This is a genomic window from Streptomyces sp. NPDC093094 (genome assembly GCF_044754345.1).
Taxonomy (GTDB): domain Bacteria; phylum Actinomycetota; class Actinomycetes; order Streptomycetales; family Streptomycetaceae; genus Streptomyces.
The window spans coordinates 237,820-260,224 of sequence record NZ_JBIVOX010000010.1 but is presented as its reverse complement, the minus strand read 5'-3'; the positions used below and the strand labels follow the sequence as shown (position 1 = coordinate 260,224).

General features: G+C 73.8%; 19 protein-coding genes and 1 pseudogene. 9 read left to right on the top strand and 11 right to left on the bottom strand.

Translation table 11 applies throughout. The features are described from left to right. Positions 1-90 precede the first annotated feature (90 nt). Together ACIQGV_RS23335 and ACIQGV_RS23330 are read right to left on the bottom strand one after the other, a co-directional pair. The gene (locus tag ACIQGV_RS23335; RefSeq protein WP_402497026.1) at positions 91-1,632 is read right to left on the bottom strand and encodes a pectate lyase; all 1,542 of its coding nucleotides are present in this window, start codon (positions 1,630-1,632) and stop codon (positions 91-93) included. A 931-nt stretch (positions 1,633-2,563) separates the two neighbouring features. Further along, on the bottom strand, positions 2,564-2,950 hold the full coding sequence (locus tag ACIQGV_RS23330; protein WP_402497024.1) for a hypothetical protein: 387 nt from the start codon (positions 2,948-2,950) through the stop codon (positions 2,564-2,566). 169 nt (positions 2,951-3,119) lie between these two features. Here ACIQGV_RS23330 and ACIQGV_RS23325 point away from each other — a divergent pair, with 169 nt between their 5' ends. After that, positions 3,120-3,731, top strand: coding sequence for a hypothetical protein (locus tag ACIQGV_RS23325; protein WP_402497022.1), 612 nt, complete (start codon positions 3,120-3,122; stop codon positions 3,729-3,731). After that, a complete protein-coding gene (locus ACIQGV_RS23320; RefSeq protein WP_402497020.1) occupies positions 3,728-4,339 on the top strand; it encodes a toxin in 612 nt (203 codons plus the stop codon). Before ACIQGV_RS23325 ends, ACIQGV_RS23320 begins: the two co-directional genes overlap by 4 nt. A gap of 12 nt (positions 4,340-4,351) precedes the next feature. On the opposite strand, the gene ACIQGV_RS23315 is transcribed toward ACIQGV_RS23320, so the two are convergent. The 6 genes and pseudogenes from ACIQGV_RS23315 to ACIQGV_RS23290 all read right to left on the bottom strand — a co-directional run bounded on the left by ACIQGV_RS23315 (position 4,352) and on the right by ACIQGV_RS23290 (position 9,882). Further along, positions 4,352-4,576 (bottom strand): hypothetical protein, encoded by a 225-nt coding sequence (locus ACIQGV_RS23315; RefSeq protein WP_402497018.1) that lies wholly within the window; start codon positions 4,574-4,576, stop codon positions 4,352-4,354. A 112-nt stretch (positions 4,577-4,688) separates the two neighbouring features. Beyond that, positions 4,689-4,823, bottom strand: a pseudogene (locus ACIQGV_RS23310) (DUF6086 family protein); the annotation flags it as partial. A 37-nt stretch (positions 4,824-4,860) separates the two neighbouring features. Beyond that, complete coding sequence (locus ACIQGV_RS23305; protein ID WP_402497016.1) at positions 4,861-6,261, bottom strand: FAD-dependent oxidoreductase; 1,401 nt, start codon at positions 6,259-6,261, stop codon at positions 4,861-4,863. Then, complete coding sequence (locus ACIQGV_RS23300) at positions 6,254-7,429, bottom strand: MAB_1171c family putative transporter (protein ID WP_402497014.1); 1,176 nt, start codon at positions 7,427-7,429, stop codon at positions 6,254-6,256. The genes ACIQGV_RS23305 and ACIQGV_RS23300 overlap by 8 nt, the downstream gene beginning before the upstream one ends. A 781-nt stretch (positions 7,430-8,210) precedes the next feature. Then, positions 8,211-9,248, bottom strand: a complete 1,038-nt coding sequence (locus tag ACIQGV_RS23295; protein ID WP_402497012.1) for an NAD(P)-dependent alcohol dehydrogenase — start codon at positions 9,246-9,248, stop codon at positions 8,211-8,213. Positions 9,249-9,501: 253 nt separating this feature from the next. After that, a complete protein-coding gene (locus ACIQGV_RS23290; protein WP_402497010.1) occupies positions 9,502-9,882 on the bottom strand; it encodes an HGxxPAAW family protein in 381 nt (126 codons plus the stop codon). 99 nt (positions 9,883-9,981) lie between these two features. On the opposite strand from ACIQGV_RS23290, the gene ACIQGV_RS23285 reads away from it, so the two are divergent. The 7 genes from ACIQGV_RS23285 to ACIQGV_RS23255 all read left to right on the top strand — a co-directional run bounded on the left by ACIQGV_RS23285 (position 9,982) and on the right by ACIQGV_RS23255 (position 18,047). Continuing rightward, complete coding sequence (locus ACIQGV_RS23285) at positions 9,982-10,479, top strand: MarR family transcriptional regulator (protein ID WP_402497008.1); 498 nt, start codon at positions 9,982-9,984, stop codon at positions 10,477-10,479. A 129-nt stretch (positions 10,480-10,608) separates the two neighbouring features. Then, positions 10,609-11,523, top strand: a complete 915-nt coding sequence (locus ACIQGV_RS23280) for a hypothetical protein (RefSeq protein ID WP_402497006.1) — start codon at positions 10,609-10,611, stop codon at positions 11,521-11,523. Between the two features lie 126 nt (positions 11,524-11,649). Beyond that, positions 11,650-12,672: a TauD/TfdA family dioxygenase gene (locus ACIQGV_RS23275; protein WP_402497004.1), complete on the top strand. Its 1,023-nt coding sequence runs from the start codon at positions 11,650-11,652 to the stop codon at positions 12,670-12,672. A 44-nt stretch (positions 12,673-12,716) separates the two neighbouring features. Continuing rightward, positions 12,717-14,291: a phenylalanine aminomutase (D-beta-phenylalanine forming) gene (locus ACIQGV_RS23270; RefSeq protein WP_402497002.1), complete on the top strand. Its 1,575-nt coding sequence runs from the start codon at positions 12,717-12,719 to the stop codon at positions 14,289-14,291. Continuing rightward, complete coding sequence (locus tag ACIQGV_RS23265; protein WP_402497000.1) at positions 14,288-15,664, top strand: FAD-binding oxidoreductase; 1,377 nt, start codon at positions 14,288-14,290, stop codon at positions 15,662-15,664. The genes ACIQGV_RS23270 and ACIQGV_RS23265 overlap by 4 nt, the downstream gene beginning before the upstream one ends. After that, a complete protein-coding gene (locus ACIQGV_RS23260) occupies positions 15,661-16,884 on the top strand; it encodes an acetyl-CoA carboxylase biotin carboxylase subunit family protein (RefSeq protein WP_402496998.1) in 1,224 nt (407 codons plus the stop codon). The genes ACIQGV_RS23265 and ACIQGV_RS23260 overlap by 4 nt, the downstream gene beginning before the upstream one ends. Further along, positions 16,878-18,047: an MFS transporter gene (locus ACIQGV_RS23255; protein WP_402496997.1), complete on the top strand. Its 1,170-nt coding sequence runs from the start codon at positions 16,878-16,880 to the stop codon at positions 18,045-18,047. Before ACIQGV_RS23260 ends, ACIQGV_RS23255 begins: the two co-directional genes overlap by 7 nt. A gap of 80 nt (positions 18,048-18,127) precedes the next feature. Here the strand turns inward: ACIQGV_RS23255 and ACIQGV_RS23250 are convergent, their stop codons facing one another. From ACIQGV_RS23250 to ACIQGV_RS23240, 3 genes are all read right to left on the bottom strand, one after another. Then, positions 18,128-19,243, bottom strand: a complete 1,116-nt coding sequence (locus tag ACIQGV_RS23250) for a hypothetical protein (RefSeq protein WP_402496996.1) — start codon at positions 19,241-19,243, stop codon at positions 18,128-18,130. A gap of 225 nt (positions 19,244-19,468) precedes the next feature. After that, positions 19,469-21,010, bottom strand: coding sequence for a hypothetical protein (locus ACIQGV_RS23245; RefSeq protein ID WP_402496995.1), 1,542 nt, complete (start codon positions 21,008-21,010; stop codon positions 19,469-19,471). Further along, a complete protein-coding gene (locus tag ACIQGV_RS23240; protein ID WP_402496993.1) occupies positions 21,010-22,203 on the bottom strand; it encodes an FAD-dependent monooxygenase in 1,194 nt (397 codons plus the stop codon). Before ACIQGV_RS23240 ends, ACIQGV_RS23245 begins: the two co-directional genes overlap by 1 nt. Positions 22,204-22,405 lie beyond the last annotated feature (202 nt).

The following is a 22,405-nucleotide window of genomic DNA, read 5'->3' as shown; positions in this document are numbered from 1 at the left end:
GCCGGGCCGGCGCCGCGGGCGCCGGGTCCGAAGGGTGGCCGGGTCGGCGCGGGCGGAGGTGTCCCGCCCGCGCCGGCGCCGTAGGTGCCCCTACCCGGCGTAGGTCTCGAACTCGGCGACCTGGGGTGTGCCGGTGGAGCCGGTGATCTCGAAGGTGATCTTCTTCAGGGAGGTGGAGGGGACGCGGACGGCGCCCGCACCGCTCCCGGAGGCGAGGACCGCGCCGGTGTCGCCGTTGAGCACCCGCCAGGAACCGATGCGCCCGGTGGCACCGGAGGTCTCCCGGATGACGGCCTGCGACACGGTGGTGGCGGAGCCCCACTTGATCGAGACGGATCCCGTGGAGCCGTTCGGCGACCAGTACGTGCTCATGCTGCCGTCACGGACGTTGCCGTAGCTGGTCCCGTCCGCCTTGCTCGACCCGTCGGAGCCGGCCCCGATGCTGAGGTTGGTGCCGGTCGGCTGCGTCGGGGTCGGGGTCGGCTCCGTCGGGGCGGGTGTGGTCGGGGTGGGCGTCGGCGTCTGCGGCGTGCAGTTGCCGTCCGACACCCGCAGCCCCTTGTTCGCTCCCGCGGTCTGGCTCACGACACCGGGCACGCAGCTCGCGGCGTCGAGGCTGTAGGAGTAGGGGACGCTCACCGTGGTGTTGGAGCGGGGATCGGGCCCGGCCGGGTTGTTCTCGCTGCCCGGCGCGGACCAGGTCACGTTGTCGAAGATGTTGCCGCTGACCTGCCAGTAGCCGGCGGCGCTCGTGTAGAAGGTGCCCAGGACGTCCTTGGAGTCCTCGAAGTAGTTGTTGTCGACCCTGGCGCGGGCGCCCGCCCGGGAGTTGATGCCGGACTCGTTCAGGCTGACGTAGTGGTTGTTGTAGATGTGCGCGACACCGCCGCGCAGCAGCGGGACGCGTGAGTCCAGGTTCTGGTAGAGGTTGTGGTGGAACGTGACGTAGCCGTTCGACACGTCGCTCTCGCTGGAGCCGATCAGTCCGCCGCGGCCCGAGTTGCGCAGGATGCTGTAACTCAGGGTCACGTACTGGGTGTTGTCCTTCATGTCGAAGAGACCGTCGTAGCCCTCCGACTCACCGCCCGACGCCTCCAGGGTGACGTGGTCCACCCAGACGTTGCGGACGTCGCTCTCCATGCCGATGGCGTCGCCGCCGTTGGAGGTGGGCGAACCCGACTTCTTCACGTTCCGCACGGTGACGTTCTGGATGACGATGTTGCTGGACTGCCGTATGTGGATGCCCAGTTGGTCGAACACCGCGCCGCTGCCCACGCCGACGAGGGTCACATTGCTGATCTGCTTGAGCTCGATCACCCCGTCCGCGGTGTTGCAGCCGGTGCCGGACACCTTGCTGGTGTTGGCGTGGTTGATGGTCCCCTCGACCTGGATGGTGATCGGGGTGCTGGTGCTCGCGCGGGCGCACAGGGCGGCGTGGATCGCGGTGCCGGTGGTGGCCCGGACCGTCTGCCCGCCCGCGCCGCCGGTGGTTCCGCCGTTCTGGGTCGCGTAGCCCGTGGCGCCGGTGGTCGCCGCCGATGCCTCGGGCATCGACATCACCACGCCCGTGGCGGCCGCGAGCGCCAGTGTGGCCAGTCCTGCGTGGAGTCGTGCCGCTGCGCGTCGTCTCATCTTCGCCTCCGCGTTCGTCGTCGCATGCCGGTGGTGCCGTGCATGCCGGGTGCTGCTGTGTGCCGTGGTGCTCCTCGGCGGGCCGTCGCTGTGCGGACCCGCCGCCCGGCAGGTCGTCGGCCTGCGCATGGACAGGGCCCTCCCCGGTGCGGACCGGTTCGGTGGCTCCCCGCGGCGTTGCATGACGTGCCGGACACCCGGGCGAGGACGCCGCGCCGGGTCGGTGGCTCCCGCTCTCCCCGCTGCGTCCCGTGCAGTGATGGAAAGCGCTTTCAGTGCGGCGAGAATAGGGCGCCGTCCGCCGCACTGGCAAGGCTCCGCGCGCAATGCGGAGGTGACGGGGCCGGCTGTGCGGGAACGGTGCGGTGCGTGGAGCGGGGGAGCGGCGAGGGCGTGCCGGACACGGGAGTGGCGCGGGCGCAGGGCGCGGGAGCGGGGCGGGCGGGTGACCGGGCGGGCGGTGCCGGACCGGGGGCGGCCGGGCCGGGGGGCGGCCGGCGGCGCCGGGCCCGCCGAAGCCCGGGGTGCCCCGTCGGGCAGTGCGGATCGCGCCAGAAGAGGCTCGATCACCATGCTGATCCGGCCACGTGTCCGGGGGGCCGCGCGCACACCATGGCCGAATCGATGCAGCAGGGGGAGGGCGGCGGGGAGCGGCGTGCTCAGACCGTGCCGCGGGCCGGCGCGGGCGGCCGGGCCGTGGCCGGTGAGGTGCTCGCGTTCCCGGCCGAACCGGTCGCCCGGCCGAACCGGCCCGGTGGGGGCGCCGGTTCGGCGGCGGTGCCGTGGACGTCCTCACCGGCGTGGCCGTGCCCGGTGCGGCGAAGTCCGCTCGGTGCCGGGCTGAAGCGGTTTCTGACGGGAGGCCGGGCCGAGTGCGTCCTCGGGAGGGTTCCGCGGCGAACGGAGGTTCCGCGGTGAACGGCGGTCACCGTCAGCGGACGACGGTGATCCGCGGAAGAGGCTGCTGCCGGTCGCCCGGCTCCGTGACGAGGACCCGCCGGGCCAGGTGCCTCGCCCGGGCCCACCCGTCGTCGTCGAACAGCACCTGTTCCGTCCACCGTTCGGCGCTCTCGCCGCCGCTCGTCCCGCCGGGGACCATGTCGATCTCCCGCAGCCCGTCCATGACCTCGGGGACGAGCGGACCCTCCGCCACCAGGCGGCCGGCCATGCGGAAGGCGTGATCGAAGTCCAGCGCGGTCTCCTCCGCCGGGACACCGTGCTCCACGAGCCATGCCCGCTGGACCGCGGCCTCGGCGGCGAGAACGGCCGGAGACGCCGGCGGCAGACGTCGGCGGAACGGGGAACCGGGTGTCTCCACCGCGTGATCGTGGCACACCGGACGCCCGGTCGCCGGACCTCGGGGCAGGACACCACGTGTCAACGATCGTTTTCGGCTGGGAAACGATCGTTGAGAGATGGAGGCCGTGAGCGTAGGGTGCGGTGCGCGCCGGCAATCCGGCCGACTGCCGACCCGCGGGAGCACCTCGGTGGAGCCACCCAGACAACTCGAAGAGACGCTGCGACGACTGGACATGCTCGTCGACGAGCAGGGGCTGGACCGGTCCGAACTGCTCGACACGGGGAAGCTCGCGGCGAGGACCGCGCTGCCCGAGCGGGACGTCCGGGCGCTGCTGGCGGGCGAGTGCCTCCCCGCGGACTCGGTCAACGACCGGGTGCGCGCGCGGATCAAGGCCCTCGCGGACGCCAACCTTGCGCGTACGGGCCGGAAGATGGCGGCCCTGGCCGCGGAGGTGGCCGCACAGCTCGGTGTCTCCGAGCTGTGGGCCCGGCGGATCTGCGACGGCTCGAAGGTGCCCAACGTCGAACTCCTGCACGGGATCGTCGACTTCTTCGGCGTGGAGGACGGCGAGGCGTTCTTCACCGTCCCGGCCGCCACGGCCCTGGACCGCGCACTGCGACGCGACCTCGCGAGACTGGAACGGCCCGCCCTCGACCCCGTACAGGCACTGATGACGAAGTACGGTGTGGTGGCCGCGGACCTGCGGCGGCACGGGGCCCTGTCCGCGCAGGCCCTGGAACGACTCCTCGCGGGCGTCATCCAGTCCGTGATGCCCCCGAAGGAGGAGGCGGACCGGTGAGCAGCAAAGCGATGAAGGCCCTCCTCGCCGGCTTAGGGAGGGACGCCGCACGCGACCTCGTCCGGCCCGCGGAGCCGACGGCGGTCATGGAGGCGTTCTGCCGGGCCATGAGCAGGCGCCGCGGCCGGCCGATCCTGCTCGTCTTCCGGGCCTTCCCCGACGACATCCCGGTCTCCGGCATGCGCCTGGACTGCGGTGACAGGTCCATCATCGTGGTGGAGGAGCGTGCCGTGCCCGAGGCGCAGCTCGTCATCCTCGGCCATGAGCTGTGGCACGAGGAGCAGGGCGACTGCACGGATCACGTCGGCGGACTGCCGGCCGCCGCCCGTGCCCTCGCCGACGAGGGGGCCCCGGAGGCCCTGCACCGCGCCGCCGCGCAGCTCCTCGCCGAGGAGGAGATTCCCCGCGAGGCACTGCCGGGCATCGACGCACGGGCCGCGTCGAGCGAGGACCACGAAGCGGAGGCGGAGACCTTCGGCCTGCTCTTCGGCCGTGAGGTCCGCACCTGGATGAAGGGTCCCTACGGCAGGGGTCCGGTGCTCGCGTCCACCGTGGAGGGCCGTATCGACCTGTCCCTGAGCAGTCGCTCCGGGCAGATCCTGGAATGACCCGGGAGACGGTCAGCGGGCCATGAACCGGTCCGGTTCCGCCGCCCGCCGCCGCGGTTCCGCGTTCCAGGCGTCACCGTGCGGCGGTGCGGACATCCCCGTGGCGGCAGAGACCTGGACGTCGTGCAGCGGACCGTCCGTCCCCGCGGCGAGGCGGTCCCGGTCCACGTCGACGCCGGCGCGCCCGGCGAGCGCCGGCACGGTGGCGACGAAGCCCTCCGCGAGTGCCAGGATCACCCCGTGGCCCGTGGCCCGTGCGGCGGTGCGGCGGTGCGGCGGTGCGGCGGTGCCGGGTCAGCAGGGCGTCGACGAAGGCCGCGAGGACGGCCCGGTCGATCCGGGGCTCGTCGTTCGCCATGGGGCCGATGCCCGACGGCAGGCCCGGCTCCGCCTCGAACACCTCCACCTGACGCAGGAACATCCGCGAAGCGCCGTTGGACGGGTTCCACAGGGTCTCGTCGTCCGGCTCGAAGTACTGGCTCATCGTCGTGCCGCTCGTGGGTCCGGGACGGCGGCCGCCGTCAGGACCGGGTGCTCTTCCGTTCCTCGGCGCTCAGGGGCGCCGCCGGGAGCCGGGGCCGGCGTGGACCGACGAGCATCGGCCAGAGCATGTCGGCCGAGAACAGCCGGGTCGGTGGCTCGCTGAGGCTCATGACGTCCAGGAGGGCGCCCAGGGCACGCGGGTTGCCGGCGGCGGTCTCCACGCAGCGGTCGACGTACCGCGCGAGGAGCTTCTCCGCGGCGGTGGGCGGGACGTCGCTGGCGCCGGGGTAGAAGATGTCCTGCCCGACGGCCAGGTCCCAGGCGGCACCGACCGGCCGGGCCGCCGCCCGCTGCACGCGCCGTGCCGTGCCGGGCGCGGTGAGGCCGTGGGAGCGCAGAGTGTCGCGCAGCGCCAGGGCGCACTGGGCCGCGACGCTCAGGCCGTGACCGTAGACGGGGTTGTAGCCGGCGACGGCGTCGCCGAGGACGACGAAGCCGTCGGGCCAGGTTTGCATCTTCTCGTAGTAGCGGCGCTGGTTGGCCGTGCTGCGGCTGGTGACGACGCCGCCGAGGGGTTCGGCGTCGCTCAGCAGGGATCCGATGACCGGATCGTCGAGGCCGAGGGCGAACTCGACGAACTCGTCCGCGTCGCCGGTGGGTTCGCCGCCGCGGCTGCCGGACAGGGTGACGATCCACCGGCCGTCCTCGACGGGCACGACGATACCCGCCCGGCCGGGCGCCTTCGCGGGGTTGGGCTGGACGTTGACCAGCGGAAAGCCGGTCTCCGTGGTGCGGCCGGGCGCCCGGTACAGCCGTGTGGCGTAGCGGACCCCGGCGTTGACCTCGCGTTCGGCGACGGCGGGCAGCCCCAGCCGCGTCAGCCAGCGGGGGGTGCGCGAGCCGCGGCCCGAGGCGTCCACCACCAGGTCGGCGCGGAGCGTCTCCTCGTCGCCCCCGGACCGTACGCGCAGGCCGGTGACGGCCGCGGCCGTGCCGTCCAGTCCGAGGGCCGTGGTGTCCTCCCGCAGCGAGACGCGCGGATCGGCGAGGACACGGGTGGCCAGGACATGGTCGAGCAGGGGCCGGGAGCACACCAGGTTGCGGTGGCGGGTGGCGGTGAACCGCCGGAACCACACCTCGTTGGGGGCGCGGCTGACCATGTCCCCCATGATGTGCACCAGACGTGCGCCGCGGGCCACGGCGTCGTCGACGACGCCGGGGAGCAGTTCGTCGAAGGCCGTGACGCCGCCGCTCCACAGCAGGTGCGCGTGCAGCGCCTGCGGCACACCGCGGCGGGGCCGCGGGCCCTCGGGGAGCCGGTCGCGTTCGACGAGGGTGACGTCGGCGAACTCGGCGAGAGCCGTGGCCGCGAAGAGTCCCGTGGCGCCGGCGCCCAGGACGACGGCGGTGGGCCGGCGGGGCGCGGATCTGTCAGGCATGTGAGGAAAGGCTTTCTGTGGTCGCCCGCCGGCGGACGCTCTCGACGAGACGGCGGCGGTACAGGGCTCCGGCGATCGCGGTCAGGTGGTCGGTGACCTCCCGCCCGATCTGCGGCGGGTGGGTGCCGCCGGCACGGGGGGTGCCGTCGGTGTAGGCGGTCATCGCGCCGTGCAGGGCGATCACACCGGCCACGCCTCGAGCGGTCGTCTCGCCGTGCTCGGCCGCCGCGACACGGTAGACCCGCTCGTACAGGGCGTGGTCGAAGAACGGGGCGAGGCGCAGCAGCCCGTCGTGGATCTGCTGCTGGCGCCGTACGAGCCGCAGGTCGAGGGGCGCGAAGCGGCTGACGCGGGCCTTCGCCGCCGAGGGCGTCACCCGGCGGATCGCGTTCTTCAGCGGTCCGAGGAGCCAGTAGGTGGCCTGCTCGCGCGGCCATGTCTGGAGGAAGGGGCCGAGGACGGGCAGGATGAAACCGGTCGCGACGAGCGTGGCGCCGAGGAGCGCGAAGGGCGGGGCCACCCGTGTGCTCAGGAAGTCCCAGTCCCGTCCCGCCCAACGGGCGCCCACGGCAAGGAGTTTGCTGATGTCGAAGCCGATCCCGAAGGCGTAGCCGGCCTGGAGGAAGACCAGGCCCGCCTTCAGCCAGCGGGCGTGGACCCGGTCGAGCCAGGTCCAGATCATCCACGCGGACACGAGCGTCGAGACCAGGTAGCCCAGCAGGTACAGCACGATGTGCTCGCGCATCCACGGGGTGCCGGCGTAGTACGTGTCCAGGTCGTAGACCCGCTCGACGGGCACGTCGGCCATCAGGAAAGTGCCCCACAGGCCGACGACGGCGGCGAGGTAGATCGCCCACACCAGCCGGATCCGGCGCCGCCGGGCGGCGGTCGGCTCCTCGCGCCAGGTGATGATCATGTTGAGGCAGGCGGCGCAGAACAGCGTGAGGAGCGAGTACGCCCACGGAGCCGCGAAGTTCGCCACCCCGGTCACCGTGTTGATCCGGTGGATGCTGGCCGGTGACACGCTCAGGAACACGGCCGAGGCGAACAGCAGGACCAGCCAGGTCGCCCGCGCGTTGGGATCACGCCAGGAACGCACGATCGTGGGCGACTTGAGGGCGAGTCCGGCCATCAGCAGGACGGTGGGGACGGCGTAGGCCAGTTGCACTTCGCTGAGGCGTATCACCGGCCGTGCCCGCCCCGCCCGGACCGCCACGAGGACCGCGCCGGGACTGCGGTGGCCGGATCCCGGAACTGGCTTAATTCCTCGGGCGGTTGCGGATACACCTGCATCGCTCCTGTGGGTGACGGGGCATGGCGTCTCGCACCCTACGCGCCCCTCGACCGGCCCTCAATGATCGTTCGCCGACGGAAAACGATCATTTGGGACGACAGGGTCTCCCGCCCCGGTTCCGCGACCGGTACCCGGTTCCGCGACCGGACGGACGTCCGGCTCCGGGCCCGGCGGGCATCCGCCCGCCCGTCGGCGCGCGCCGTTCGCGGGCACACCGACTGCACGGGCCGTGCGGAGGCACTGCTCGTCGGAGGGCACGCCGGTGCCGGCAGGACCACGGTGGGACAGGAGGTCTCCGCGCTGCCGCGCACCGCCGGGCTCTCCCGCGCGGTCGTCGACGGCGACTTCCTGGGGTGGGCGCGTCCCGCTCCGCAGGAGGATCCGGACCGCACGGGGATCGTGGGCGTCCTGCTCACCGCGTTCGGTGCCACGGCGCACCGGCGTCCGGCGGGCGGCGAACGCGGGTCGGAGCCGAGGCCGGCGGGCGGTGTCCGGGGTGCACGGCTCCCGGACCGGCGGACCGGCGGACCGGCGGACCGGCGGACCGGCGGACCGTGCGTCCGTCCCGGACGTCGCCCGGGAGGCACCGGCCGTCACCGGCCGGACCGGGCCCCGCTTCACCGGCAGAACCTGATGTCGGCACGGGGCCGGACCGTCACCGGACCTCGATGACCACCTTCCCGAAGGGCCGGGCCGACTCGTAGTGGCGGTAGGCCGCGGGGGCCTCCTCGAACGGGAACACCCGGTCCACGACCGGGCGGAGCCGGTGCCGGCCGATGAACTCGTTCATACGGACGAACTGGGCCCGGCTCCCGACGGCCGGGGTCCGGACCGTGGCGGCGGCACCGAGCAGCAGCCGGGGGTCGAGCGGGGCCCATGCGCCGGTGACGTCCCCGACGAGGGCCACGTGTCCGCCCAGGGCGAGGGACTTCAGCGACTGCTCCAGCGCCCCGGCGGTGTCGACGACCCGGTCGACGCCGCGCCCGGAGGTCAGCGCACGGGCGGCGGTGTGCCAGTCGGGGACGTCACGGTAGTTGATCACCTCGTCGGCACCCAGTGCGCGCAGACGGTCCTCCCTGGCCGCCCGGCCGGTCGTGGCGAGGACCCGCGCCCCCAGCAGCCGGGCGAACTGCACCGTGAACAGCGACACGCCGCCGGACCCTGTGGTCAGCACGGTCTGTCCGGGCCGCACGCCGGTCCCGTCACCGGTCAGCGCGTTCCACGCCGTGACCGCCGCACAGGGCAGCGTCGCCGCCTCGGCGTGGGAGAGATGGCCGGGGACGGGCACCAGGGCGTCCTCGGGGAGGACGGCCAGCTCCGTGAGCATGCCGTCCAGCGAACCGCCCAGCTGCGGCAGGTGGTCGGCCTCCAGCGGGCCGTCCTGCCACCGCGGGAACAACGTGGCCGTGACCCGGTCGCCCACGGCGGTGCGCCGTACCCCCGGCCCGACGGCGACGACCTCACCGGACCCGTCGGAGACGGGGACGACGTCCGGCTCGACCGGCAGCACGTACGTCCCCCGTACGACGAGGAGTTCCCGGAAACTCAGCGAGACGGCACGCACCGCGACCGCCACCTCGCCCTCGCCCGGGACACGGGGTTCCCCCGTCCGCAGGGACAGGCCGTCGATGCCGAGGCCGGGGGAGGCGTGGTAACTGCGCACGGTGGTGGCGGGGTCGGCGGTGCGGGTCATGGTCGTCTCCCTTGCCGGTGGCTGTCGCGGTGCGGGAACGACCCTGCTGCGGCGCAGGCCGCGCGGCAATTCCCGGCGGGGAATCACCGGGCCCCCGCGCGAGTGTCGGCCGGGAGCCGGGAGCCGGGAGCCGGGAGCCGGGAGCCGGGAGCCGGGAGCCGGGAGCCGGGAGCCGGGAGCCGGGAGCCGGAAGCCGGTCACCGGGAGCCGGGAGCCGGGAGCCGGGAGCCGGTCACCGGGAGCCGGAAGCCGGTCACCGGGGCGACAGCACCCGGTCCGGCTCCGCCGAGGGCACCGGCGGCGTCGGCCGGGCGAGGGCGGGGGCGTGCCCGCGCCGCCCGGCGAGGCGGCAGCCCAGGCAGCCGGGGTGGCCGCCCCGGGCGATGGGGTCCTTGACGCGCCAGTGCCGCTGTCCGGCGGGGCGCGGTCCGGGGGGCTTGCCCCAGCCGGCCAGATGGAGCGCCCAGGTGACGAGGAGGGCGAGCAGCAGGACGGCCGTGCCCGTGAGCACCAGGGGGCCCGAGACGGCGACCACGCCGAGTCCGCACAGGGCGGACCCGGCCGAGGCGACGGCCACCCCGGTCCAGCCCGCGAGCGTATGGCCCATGTCGTGCTCGTCGTCGTGCGTGAACATGGGGTCTCCTCGGGGTGGGATGCTGAGAGGGCAGGCCGGAGGCAGCCCGCGAAACGTTTTATCTCGCGAGCTAAGATACTTAGATGCTAAGGGGATTTCGTGGGGCAAGGCAAGACGCGCCCGGCCGCGACGCCGGACCAGGCGATGTACGCCATGGACCGGATGATCGCGACGGCACACTTCGGGCAGCAGGACATCGCCCGCGCCCTCGGCCTCAACGCCACCGACCTCACCTGCCTCGGCTTCCTCATCGAGGCGTCCCTGGCCGGTGAGTCCCTCGTGGCCGGCGACCTCGCCGAACGGGCCCGGCTGACCACCGGCGCGGTCACCGGGGTCGTCAACCGCCTGGAGAAGGCCGGCTATGTCCGCCGCCTCCCCGACCCCCGGGACCGCCGCCGCGTCCACGTCGTCATGGAGGACGGCGCCCAGGCGCGCATCCTGGAGGTCTACGGCCCCGTCTACGAGCGGATCGGCGCCCTGTTCGCCGACTACGACGCCGCCGAACTCGCCGTGCTGACCGACTGGTTCACCCGTGCGCGCACGCTCTTCCAGGAGGCGCTGGAGACGCTCCGCGAGGACCTCGACTCCTCGCGCTAGACGCCGTCCGCGAGGCCCCACCGGGCTGTTCTTCTGTGAAAAGAGCAGTACCGCCGCTGGTTGCACGTGCTCCGAGTCGCCGCTAAGTTCCTGGCAATTGTGCGTGAACGGCGGGATTCCGGGGGTGGCATGACCGACGGCACGGTCTTCGGGTCGTATCTGTACCGGCTGCGCATCGAGCGCGGCCGGGAGACGGTGTCCGACTTCCTGCGCGACCGCACGATCCCCTTCACCGCGAACTACTACCGGGACGTGGAGGCCGGACGGAAGGTCCTCAGCGTCGAGGCGGCCGTCACGCTGCACGACGCCCTCGGGGTGGACGGGCCGGAGACGGCCGAGTACTTCTGGCACTACTTCCACGACGTGCTGCCGCCGGAGATCCACCAGGCGCTGTTCGGGCGGCGGGTACGGGTCACCGAGGGCACCCTGGCCCAGATCAACGACCGGCGCTCCCGCGACGGGGAACTGCACCGCCGGGCGCTCGCGCTTGCCAGGTACGCACGGGAGTTCGTGGCGGACGAGGCCATCACCCGTTCGTTCCAGGACGACTTCGACCTGCTGCCGGTGATGACGTACGTCTACATGGTCGAACGCGCGGCCGAGGCCGAGGTCGTCCGGGTGTGCGAGCAGATCGGCGTGGCGTACGGCTCCCGGGTGCGCGGTTTCCTCGCCGGGGTCGCCGAGGTCGTCGAGGAGGACGGCAAGCGCTGGTTCGCCCGGCGGGCCCCGGTGCTGCGGATGCCGCGCAACGAGACGGGCGTCGCGCTGAAGGATCGTTTCGCGCTGCACGAGACGGCGCTGTCGGTGGACCGGCCGGCCGCGGGCGAGATGTTCCCGCCCGGGGGAACGTTCCGGCACTCGGCCATGGTGGCGGTCCCGGAGTCCGCGCTGCCCCGCATCCAGGAGCGGCTCGCCGATCTCGTCACCGAGGTGGAGGTGGCCGCCGACGCCTCCGGCCAGCTCGACAACCCCGCCTGCGCCCCGTACTTCTTCGCCGTCGTCTTCTCCGGGCGGCCCGAGTACGACGGCCGCGGCGCCGGCTGAGGCCGCCCTGCGGGCCCGGCTGCGCGGTTGTCTTGTTCCCGCCGGTCCCCTTCTTCTGGCGGTTGAATGGTTCTTCCCCCGGTTGTAACTTCTGGCCCGACCGTGGGCTGCAAGGGGGAATGGCGTATGGCTCCTACGACCACGCGGATTCCGGTGACGGCCGAGGAGGGCCTGCCGACCTGGACCGTGGACCCGGAGCGACTGTCCGTACCGCAACAGACCGAGGAACTGATCGACGCGCACGCCGAGGCGATCAGGGAGCGGGTGCACGAGCACGGCCTGCTCCGCGTGCGCGGCCTGCACACCGTGCGCACCGCCGCCGACTTCTCGTCGGTGGCCGCGCGCCTGACACCCGCCCTGCGCGACTACGTCGGCGGCACCTCGCCGCGCGAGCAGGTGCACGAGAAGGTCATGACGGCCACGTACGTCCCGCCGTCCTGGTCGATCGTCCTGCACCAGGAGATGGCCTACACGAACGCGATGCCCGCGTTCCTGTCCTTCTGGTGCGAACGGCCCGCCGACCGCGGCGGGCTGTCCACCTACGGCGACATGCGGCGGGCGCTGGAGCGCATCGACCCCGCCGTGCGCGACCGGCTGGAGCGGCACGGCCTGCGGCTGGCCCGCACCCTGCTGGGACCCGGCACCGTCCACCTCAAACCCGGCGTCAAGAAGCCCTGGACCGAGGTGTTCGGCACCACCGACCGCGCGGAGGTGGACCGCGTGGCCGCCGCACGCGGCTGGGAGAGCGAGTGGCTCGGCGACGACGCCGTACGCCTCCACCAGGACCTCGTCCCCGCCGTGCGCACCCACCCCGTCTCGGGTGACTCCGTCTGGTGCAACCAGGCGCACTTCTTCAACCCGGTGTGCATGATGCGCTGGGCCCTGGAGGACGGCCGGCGCGAGGAGTACGAGGAGCAGGCCCGCGCCGCGCAGGAACATCCCGAACTGCTGGACCGGATGTACCTGGGCTCGGGAGAGCCCGTCGCCGACGACGACGCCCTGCACGTCCACCAGGTGCTGCGCGACCTGGAGCGCGGCGTGCGCCTTCGTCCCACCGACCTGCTCGTGGTCGACAACCTCCTCGTCGCCCACGGCCGCACCGCCTACGAGGGCGAACGCCGGATCCTCGTCGCCCTCGCCGACCGCTGACCCGCGCCGGACGAACACCGGCGCACCGACCGGGGGAAAAACACGTGTCCTTCGTACTGCGGCCGGGCGTCAGCGTCCGGCTCGACCAGCTCTTCGACGTCGCCACCGACCGGACGCCGGTCGCACTGGACCCGGCCGTGCGCGACCGGGTCCGCCGCTCCCGCGACCTGCTCCAGCAGTTCGTCGACGACGGCCGGGTGATCTACGGCGTCAACACCAGCATGGGCGGGTTCGTCGACCATCTCGTCCCGGTGTCGCTGGCCCGGCGGCTCCAGGAGAACCTCATCAACGCCGTCGCCACCAACGTCGGCCCCTACCTCGACGAGACGACCGTGCGCGCCGTCATGCTCGCCCGGACCGTCTCGCTCGCCCGCGGCAACTCGGCGATCTCGCCCGTCAACCTCGACAAGCTGATCGCCGTCCTCAACTCCGGCGTGGTGCCCTGCGTCCCGGAGAAGGGATCGCTCGGCACCAGCGGGGACCTCGGCCCCCTCGCCGCCGTCGCCCTGGTCTGCGCCGGGCAGTGGAAGGCGTTCGTGGACGGCGAACTGCTCCCCGGCGACAAGGCGCTCGCCCGGGCCGGCGTCGAACCGATGGAGCTGAGCTACAAGGAGGGCCTCGCCCTCATCAACGGCACCTCCGGCATGGTCGGCCTCGGCGCCCTGGTGTACGAGCGGGCCCGCCGCCTGGTGGACGTCTACCAGCTGGTGTCCGCCCTGTCGGTCGAGGGCCTGGCCGGCATGACCAAGCCGTTCGACCCGCGGGTGCACCGGGTCAAACCGCACCGCGGCCAGCAGGCCGTGGCCGCCCGGCTGTGGGAGATCCTCTCCCTGTCCGGCCTCGCCCGCAACGAACGCGACACCGAGCGGGTCCTCGCCGACGAGATGGGCGACTCGGCCAAGGCGGCCTCCTTGCCCATCGAGGACGCCTACTCCATCCGCTGCACCCCGCAGATCCTCGGCCCCGTCGTGGACTGCCTCGAAACCGTCGGCCGGACCCTCACCGACGAACTGAACTCCTCCAACGACAACCCCGTCGTCGTGCCCGAGGAGAACGAGGTGTTCCACAACGGGCACTTCCACGGCCAGTACGTCGCCATGGCCATGGACCACCTCACCATCGCGCTGACCACGCTCACCAACCTCGCCAACCGCCGCGTGGACCGCTTCCTGGACAAGAGCAACAGCAACGGCCTGCCCGCGTTCCTGTGCCAGGAGGACGCCGGACTGCGCCTCGGCCTGATGGGCGGCCAGTTCATGACCGCCTCCGTCACCGCGGAGACCCGCGCCCTGACCGTGCCCATGTCGGTCCAGTCGCTGACCAGCACCGCCGACTTCCAGGACATCGTCTCCTTCGGCTTCGTCGCCGCCCGCCGCGCGCGGGAGGTGCTCGTCAACGCCTCCTACGTCGTGGCCTTCGAGCTGCTGTGCGCCTGCCAGGCGGCGGACATCCGCGGCGCCGACCGGCTCGCCCCCGCCACCCGCCGGCTGTACGAACGGACCCGGCGGATCGTGCCGTTCCTCGACCGGGACGAGACGATCACCGACTACGTCGAGGCCCTGGCCGCCCACCTCCTCGACCGGCCCGCAGGCGACGACGACCTGGCGCTCGCCGGATGAGCCGCCCGGACCTCGCCGCCGCGCTGAAAGGGCTGGCCGAGCGCTTCGGGGACCGCCTCGCCACGGGGGAGCCGGTCCGCGAGGCCCACTGCCAGGCGCCCGCGTGGCTGCCCCGGCACCCGCCGGACGCGGTCGTGTTCGCGCACAGCCGCGACGACGTGATCGCGGCCGTACGGCTGTGCGCCGAGCACTCCGTGCCCGTCGTCCCCTACGGCACGGGCACCTCCCTGGAGGGCCATGTCAACGCCCCGCACGGCGGGATCTGCCTGGACGTGTCCGGGATGGACCGGGTGCTCGCCGTGGACGCCGACGACGGCACCGCCACCGTGCAGCCCGGTGTCACCCGGGAGGCACTCAACCGGCGGGTGCGCGACCTCGGCCTGTTCTTCTCCGTCGACCCCGGCGCCGACGCCAGCCTCGGCGGCATGGCCTCCACCCGGGCCTCCGGCACCAACACCGTCCGCTACGGCACCATGCGCGAGAACACCCTCGCGCTGGAGGTCGTGCTCGCCGACGGGCGCGTCGTCCGCACCGGCGGACGGGCCCGCAAGTCGGCGTCCGGCTACGACCTGACCCGGCTGTTCGTCGGCGCGGAAGGCACCCTCGGGGTGATCACCGAGCTGACGGTACGGCTGTGGCCGACCCCGGAGTGCACCGGCAGCGGCGTGTGCTCGTTCCCCACCCTGGACGCCGCCGTGCGCACGGTCGTCGACGCCGGGCACCTCGGGCTCGCCCTGGCCCGTATCGAACTGCTGGACCCGACGACCGTACGGGCCTGCAACGCGTACTCCGCACTCGACCTGCCCGAGACGGTGCACCTGTTCATCGAGCTGCACGGCGACGAGGCGGTGGTCAAGGACCACGCCGCCCGCTTCGGCGAACTCGCCCTCGACCACGGCGGCCTCCAGTTCGCCTGGAGCACGGTGGCCGCCGAACGAGCCCGGCTGTGGCAGGCCCGGCACGACGCCTGGTGGGCCGTCCACGCCCTGTTCCCCGGCCGCAGCGGCATCCCCACCGATGTGTGCGTGCCGGTCTCCGGGCTGGCGGAGATCGTCGCGGCCACCGAGGAGGACGTGGCCGCGAGCGGCCTCGACGCGGCTCTGGTCGGCCATGTCGGCGACGGCAACTTCCATCTGCTGATCATGATCGATCCGGACGACCCGGCGGCGGTCCGGCGGGCCGCACAGCTCACCGAGCGGCTGAACCTGCGCGCGATAGCCATGGGCGGCACCTGCACCGGAGAACACGGCATCGGCCAGGGCAAGGCCGCCGTGCTGCCCGCCGAACACGGCGAGGCCGTCCACACGATGCGCGCGATCAAGCAGGCGCTCGATCCCGCGGGCATCATGAACCCAGGAAAGATCATCCCATGAAGATCATCATCGTCGGGGTCGGCTGCGTCAGCGCCAAGTACCTTCCCGAAGCGCTGCGTTCGGCCGGTCACGAGCCGGTCTTCGTCGCCGACCCGGCCGCCTTCACCGGCGCCGCCCGGGCCGCGCTGGAGACCTGCGTGTGCGTGCCCGCCGACATCACGGACGCCAAGGACGTGCTGCGGGCCCTCACCGGACGCCCGGACGTCCTGTCCGGCGCGAGCGCGCTCACCAGCCCCTTCGACGAGGTGTTCCCGGTGAGCCGGCAGGTCGCCGGGGAACTCGGACTCGCCCATCCGCCCGCCGTGTTCGCCGAGCTGGCCGACAAGGCGCGTGTCGCCGAGCTCGTCCCGGAGCACAGCCCCTGGACGGTCACCTTCGACCCACGCGACATCCCGGCCGGACTCGCCGCGCGGGCGCCCGGCCCGGTGCTGCTGAAACCCTCCCTGGGCACCGGAGCCCTCGGCGTCCGCATGCTCGCCGCCGCCGCCGACGACGACCTGGCCGGCGCCGTGCGCGACTCGGGCGTGCCCGGCGCCCTGGACCAGCCCTGGCTGCTCCAGCAGGTCGTCACCGGTGACCTGGTGAGCCTGGAGGGCATGGTCCACGACGGCGCCCTGTCCGTCGTGGGCTTCTCCCGCCGCACCCGCATCGGTGCCACCGAGGTCGCCAACCTCTTCCCGGCCGACGACACCCTCCCGGCACCGGTCCGCGACAGGTGCGTGACGGCCGTGGCCACGCTCGTCGACCGCAGCGGCCTGAGTCACGGGTATGTGCACTGCGAGTTCCTCACCACCGCCGGCCGTGCCCTCCTCATCGACGCGAACGCGGGCCGCGTCGGCGGCGCCGCCGTCGTGGAGCAGATCGCGCTGGCGCACGGCCTCCTGCCGGGTGAGGTGGCCCGGCACGCCCTGCTGCTGCCGCTCGCCCCGCAGACCCCCGCCCCGCGCTATCTGCCGCCGCAGCGCACCCGCTCCACCACCAGCTACTGGTACGGCCTGAAGGACGGCGGCGTGGTCCGCTCCGTGTCGGCGCCGCTCGACACGCCCTGCCTGCACACCCGGTTCGCCGTCGACGGGCAGCGGGTCCCCCCGGTCGGCGCGTCCGACTACGCCTGGGTCGGCATGCTCACCGGCCCGACCGCCGACGCCGACCGGGACGTCGACCGGATCGTCGTCACCACCGACGACGGCGACCGCCCGGCCTTCTGCCACCCGTGCTGATCTACGTCGTCCGCTTCACCAGCTGGTGCTCCTGGGGCGTCCTGTACCCGTTCCTCGCGGTGTGGCTGCTGCGCGAGGACGTCCTGGACGAGACGGCCGTCGGCATGGTGGCGGGTGCGGCCGTCATCGCCAACCGGGTGGGCTCGCTGCTGTTCGCGCCGCTGGTGCACCGGGCCGACAAACGGACCGTGGTCATCGCCTCCCAGCTCGCGGTGGTCGTGTTCTCCTGCGCCCTGTGGCTGCTCGGCGGCGCCGCGGCCGGCTCGGTCCTGCCCTGGCTGGCGTTCGCCGCCCTGTTCGGGCTGGCCAACTCCGTGGCCACGCTCGCCCAGGTCACCTTCATCGCCGTGCAGTTCCCGCCCGGCGAGACCAGACGGGCCTTCTCCCACGAGAACGTGGCCCTGAACATCGGGGCAGGCGTGGGGCCCGTGCTCTCCTCGCTGGCGCTCGCCCGGACCCCGGACGGCTACGCGCTCGCACCGGTGCCGTTCGCCGTGCTGAGCGCCGTACTGGCCGCGTTCCTGCCGAGGGACCGGCCGCGCACCGCCGAGGACGAGGAGCCGGCCGCGGGCGACGCTCCGGCGCCGCGGGTCCTGCCGGTGTTCCTGGCGATGAACTTCCTGACCCTGCTGGCGTACGCGCAGTTCTACAGCGTGTTCCCCACCGAGGCCGAGCCCGCCCTCGGCTCCACCGCGATCGGGCTGCTCTTCGCCTTCAGCAGCGCGGTGATCGTCGTCAGCCAGGTGCCGCTGACCCGGCTCGTCGCCCGCTTCGGCGAGCGCACCCAGGCGGCCGCCGCCAATCTCGCCACCGCCGCGGGGATCGCCCTGCTGCTGCGGGCCGACACGGGGCCGGGCCCCGCCTTGGCGGCCGTCCTGCTCCTCACCCTCGGCGAAATGGTGTACGGCCCGCTGTACCAGGCCGTCGCCGTCCGTCTGATGCCCGGCCGGCCCACCTACGCGATGGGCGTGGTCACCTTCGTCTGGGGTCTCGCGGAGTCGCTGGCCGGGGCCGTCGGCCTCGTCCTCGTCGGTGCCGGCCTGGGCTCCGCCGCGTTCCTCGGCGCGGCCGCGGGCTGTGTCGCCGTGGCGGGGCTCGCGGCGGTCGCGCCGGGCGTCTGGGAGGGGCGGCGGGAGGCCCCGCAGGAGGTGACGCGCTCGTAGAGGGCGGCTTGGGGGCGTGCCCACGAGCGGCGCGTCCGCGGGACGGCGTGCCCGCGGGGCGCGGCCGCCGGGCGCCGGCCTCAGCCGACGCGGCGTACGGCGCGGGCCGTGGCGCGTTCCACGGTGCCGCGGCCGTGGGTGTGGACCAGGGCCAGGTGGAACAGGGCCGGGGTGACCGGGGCCCAGCGGTGGATGCGGTCGGGGCGCAGGAGGTGGCCGACGACGTCCGCGGGGCGGAACGGCACGAACTCGACTCCGTCGTGCTCCCAGCGGTCGGCGACGCCGCGCGAGACGCGGGAGCGCAGGGCGTCGCCGGTGAGGTCCGTCAGACGGGCGACGAAGTGGGCGCTCCACTGGCGGCGCTCCACGTCCAGGACGAAGGCCAGCATGTCGAGGCCGTACTCGTGCGGCTCCAGCGAGAGTTCCTCGCGCATGCCGCGTCGCGCGACCTCGTGCAGATCGGGCGCGCTGCGGCCGGCCGAGTCGATGTGCCGGGACAGGCCCTCGTTGACGGACGAGCCCCACAGGCCCGCCCCGGAGCGCACGGCGTCGGCGCGGTGGCTGACGACCAGAAGGTGGTCGGCGGTCACCACGGCCACGTTCGTGCCGAAGCTGCACTGGAGGAAGTCGGGGGACACCAGGGGGCGTTCGGGGTCCAGGTAGCGCTCGCGCGGGGTCGTCCCGTCGGGCAGCCTGCGGTCCAGCTGCTGCGCCGCGAGGAAGGTGAAGTAGTCGGTGGGGCGCAGTTTCAGCCGTACCTCGGGGTGCTCCTCCAGCGCGGTGCGGGATATCTCCAGGCCGTCCACGGCGTAGCGGGGGCCGTTCCAGGTCCGCACCCCGGTGCCCGAGGTCTCCGCCCGTGACTCCTCGGCCTCGATCTCGGCCCGCCAGGGCACCATCTCGGCGGGCAGGACGACCACGCCGTCCAGCACCTGGACGCGGACGGACTCCGGCGCGATGACCTGCTCGCCGTCGCCCTCGACGATGAGCGCGGAGGTGTGCAGGGGGCCGATCGAGAACGTCGACCAGGTGGACGGCGACGTGCCGTCCCGGCGGTACCTCATGCTGCGGACCCTGGAAGCGGAACGGCGCCGGAGCCTGAACCAGGCGTCCTGGAGCGGCTGTTGGAACAGCGTCGCGAAGACGATGCCGAGAACGGCGCCGACTGTCCCGTTCACAAGATCGATTCCAGTCACGGGGCCGCAGCGTACCGCTTGTCGCGGCCGGGTGGAGAGGGAGTGAACGATCTGTGGACCACCTGGTGGCGGGGCGGGCGGAGGCGGAACCGGACGCCCGGGTGCCGTGGTCCGGTCACAGGACGCGGAGCGTGGCCGGGTGCGGGTGCGGGTGCGGGTGCGGGTGCGGCGCCGGCCGGGACCCTCGACGCGACCGGCGCCGCACCGCTGCCGTGGGCGCCGGGCTCACCGCGGGGGTTCCGCCGGCGTCCTGGCGCACAGGTACGGACGGGCGAGCAGCAGGCCCGTGGCGGTCAGGACGATGCCGAGGTAGACCGGCGCGAGGTGGAGGAAGTCGGTGTAGCGGATCGCGCCGTGCACCACGACCGCGGGCAGGAACCCGGCGCCCGCCGCCACGGCCAGGGTCCACAGCACCCACGCCTCGCCCCGGCGCCAGCCCCACGCGCTGAGCAGCGTGATCGCCACCGCCGCGGACATCAGCGCACCGCCGAAACCCGCCCGGTCGTGGGCGACGAAAGGCACCAGCCGGGCGTTGACCGCCTCCAGCGCGTGCGCGTCGGTGCCGAGGAAGGCCAGGTCCGTCGGTACGAACACACCGGTCAGGCCCACGACCGAGATGACCGCGCCGCCGGCGAACAGCCCCAGGCCGGTGACGATCAGCAGCAGCTGGCCCACCAGCGCCCGCCGCCGCTCCCGCTCCGGTCCGTCGGGCGCCAGGCGCCACCGGGGCATGTGCGGGGCGCGGCGGACGCCCGCCACGAACATGGGGAACAGCACGAGGGCGGTCGCCGTGTGCAGGGGCTCCACGAAGCCGGTGGCGAGGAAGTAGAAGAGGGTGGGGAACCCGATGGCCCCGGAGAGCAGATACACCTCACGGGCCCACGGCCAGCCGCGTCTGATCCCGCCCAGGGCGAGGCCCGTGTACAGCGCGCCGATCGCCACCATCGTGCCGGCCATGGTGATCCGGTCGTGCTGGAGGAAATGCACGAGATGGTGGTTGGCGGCGTGCAGCTCGTGCAGCGACATGCCCAGGTAGTCGCGGTCGTACCAGAGCAGCACCGGTCCGAGGGTGATCGCCGCGGCGCCGAGTCCGGCTCCCGTCATGCCGAGCCCCACCAGCAGCGCCCACCACCAGGCGGGCCAGCGGCGCGGGTCCCGGCCGACGTCCCGCAGGCCCGGGGCGGGCGGCGCGGTGGGCGTGGCCGCCTCGGTGACCCGGGCGAACCAGCCGGGCCCGGCGTCGACGAGCACCCCGGGCCGGGCCAGCACGACGGTGCCGGGGTCCCCGAGCGCCGCGGCCGCGTCGGCGACCGACGCGTCGGTGACACGGACGAGGCGCGGGTCGTCGTCGCGGGTGAACCCGTCGACATGGGGTTCCAGCGCGGCCTCGGCCTCCGTGTCGCGGGTGCGGACGACCAGCGGGACCGAACGGCCGCCGGCCGCCCGCCGTACGGTCTCCACGTCCGCCGCCGTGACGGGGCCGACCTCGACCACACCGGCACCCAGCGGAGGCATGGCGCGCAGCGCTTCACGGGCGAGCGACGGTGGCACCGACAGGCCCAGACGCACGGTCACGGGCACACCCGCGACGTCCCCGGCGAGCCGTCGCGGCGGATGCCGGTGGCCGAAGCCCCGGGCGATCAGGCGTGCCCCGGCGGGACGCCCGCCGATGCGGGCCAGCAGCCGCAGCGCGGTGAGCCGCGAACGGCGCTCGCCGAGCACGGCGGCGGCCGCCCCGCGCATCGGGTGGTACGTCCAGTCCGGCATCAGAGGCTCTCGCTCTCCGTCTCGGTCCGCGGGGCTGTCCGCGGGGCGCCGGGCGGGGTCCAGCCGAGCACCGGTGTCATCGAACGCAGTGTCGCCCGTACCGGCGTCAGCCGGGCGGCCGTGTCCCGCAGCAGCACCGCGGGCGGCCAGGCCAGCTGGCCGACGCGGCCCAGCCGGGCGGCACGCCGTGCCACGGCCCGGGTCCTCGGGCGGCGCAGCCGGTCGTACGAGCCGAGGGCCGCGGCCGTGTCGTCGGTGCGGTCGAGACAGTGGGCGAGCGTGACCGCGTCCTCCAGGGCCTGGCACGCGCCCTGGCCCAGATCAGGGGTCATGGCGTGGGCCGCGTCGCCCAGCAGCGCGACCCGGCCGCGGACGAAGGTGTCCAGGGGCGGCAGACGGTACAGGTCGTGCCGCAGCACCGCGTCGGCGGGGACGGCGGCCAGCAGGGCGGGGACGGGGTCGGGCCAGGAGCCGAACCGGCGCAGCAGTTCGGCGTGCTCGGTCGAGCCGGAGGGCGTGCCCTCGGGCAGCGAGGCGGTGGCGAAGCAGTACATGCGCCCGCCCGGCAGCGCCGTGTAGCCGAAGCGCTCCCCGCGGCCCCAGGTGGCGGCGCCCTCGGCGGGCGGCTGCGCGAGGGGCTCCGTGACCATGCGCCAGGCGGTGTACCCGGCGTAGCGGGGGCCGGCCGCGTCCGGCCACAGGGCCCGGCGGACCGCGCTGCGCAGCCCGTCGGCGCCGATCACGAGGTCGGGCCGCGACGCGCCGCCCGGGTGGATGACGACGGGGCCGTGCCCGTCGTCGTGGACGGCGGACACCTCGCTGTCCGGGCGCAGGCAGTCGGCGGGGAGGGCCTCGGTGAGCACCCGCAGCAGCTCGGCGCGGTGCAGGACGACCAGGGGGTGACCGAAGCGGCGCGTCAGCTCCGCGTTGTCGGTGCGCGACAGCCAGCGGCCCCGGCGGTCGCGGGCGCCGCCGCCGGCCTCCTCGGCGCTCCGGGCCCGGACGGCGTCGCCCAGACCGAGCTCGTCGAGCGCGCGCAGCGCGTTCGGCCACAGCGAGATGCCGGCGCCGATCTCGGTGAACTCCGGCGCGCGTTCCAGGACCCGGACGTCCCAGCCCGTCCGGTGCAGGGCGATGGCCGCCGCCAGCCCGCCTATCCCGCCGCCGACGACGGTCGCGGTGCGCTGCGGCATGAATCCTCGCTCGGTGTACGGGGCGGCGCCCCGGTCGGACACGCGTTCCCTCGGATGCCCGAGCGGCACACGGCACGAGGCAGGACCGGCTGAGCAACGATCATCGCAACATGTCCGCCCACCCCTGTCAACGCGCCCGGGGACCACGGCGTTCTCCGGAAGCGGTCCCCGTCGGACCACCGGCACCCGTCATCGGTTTCTC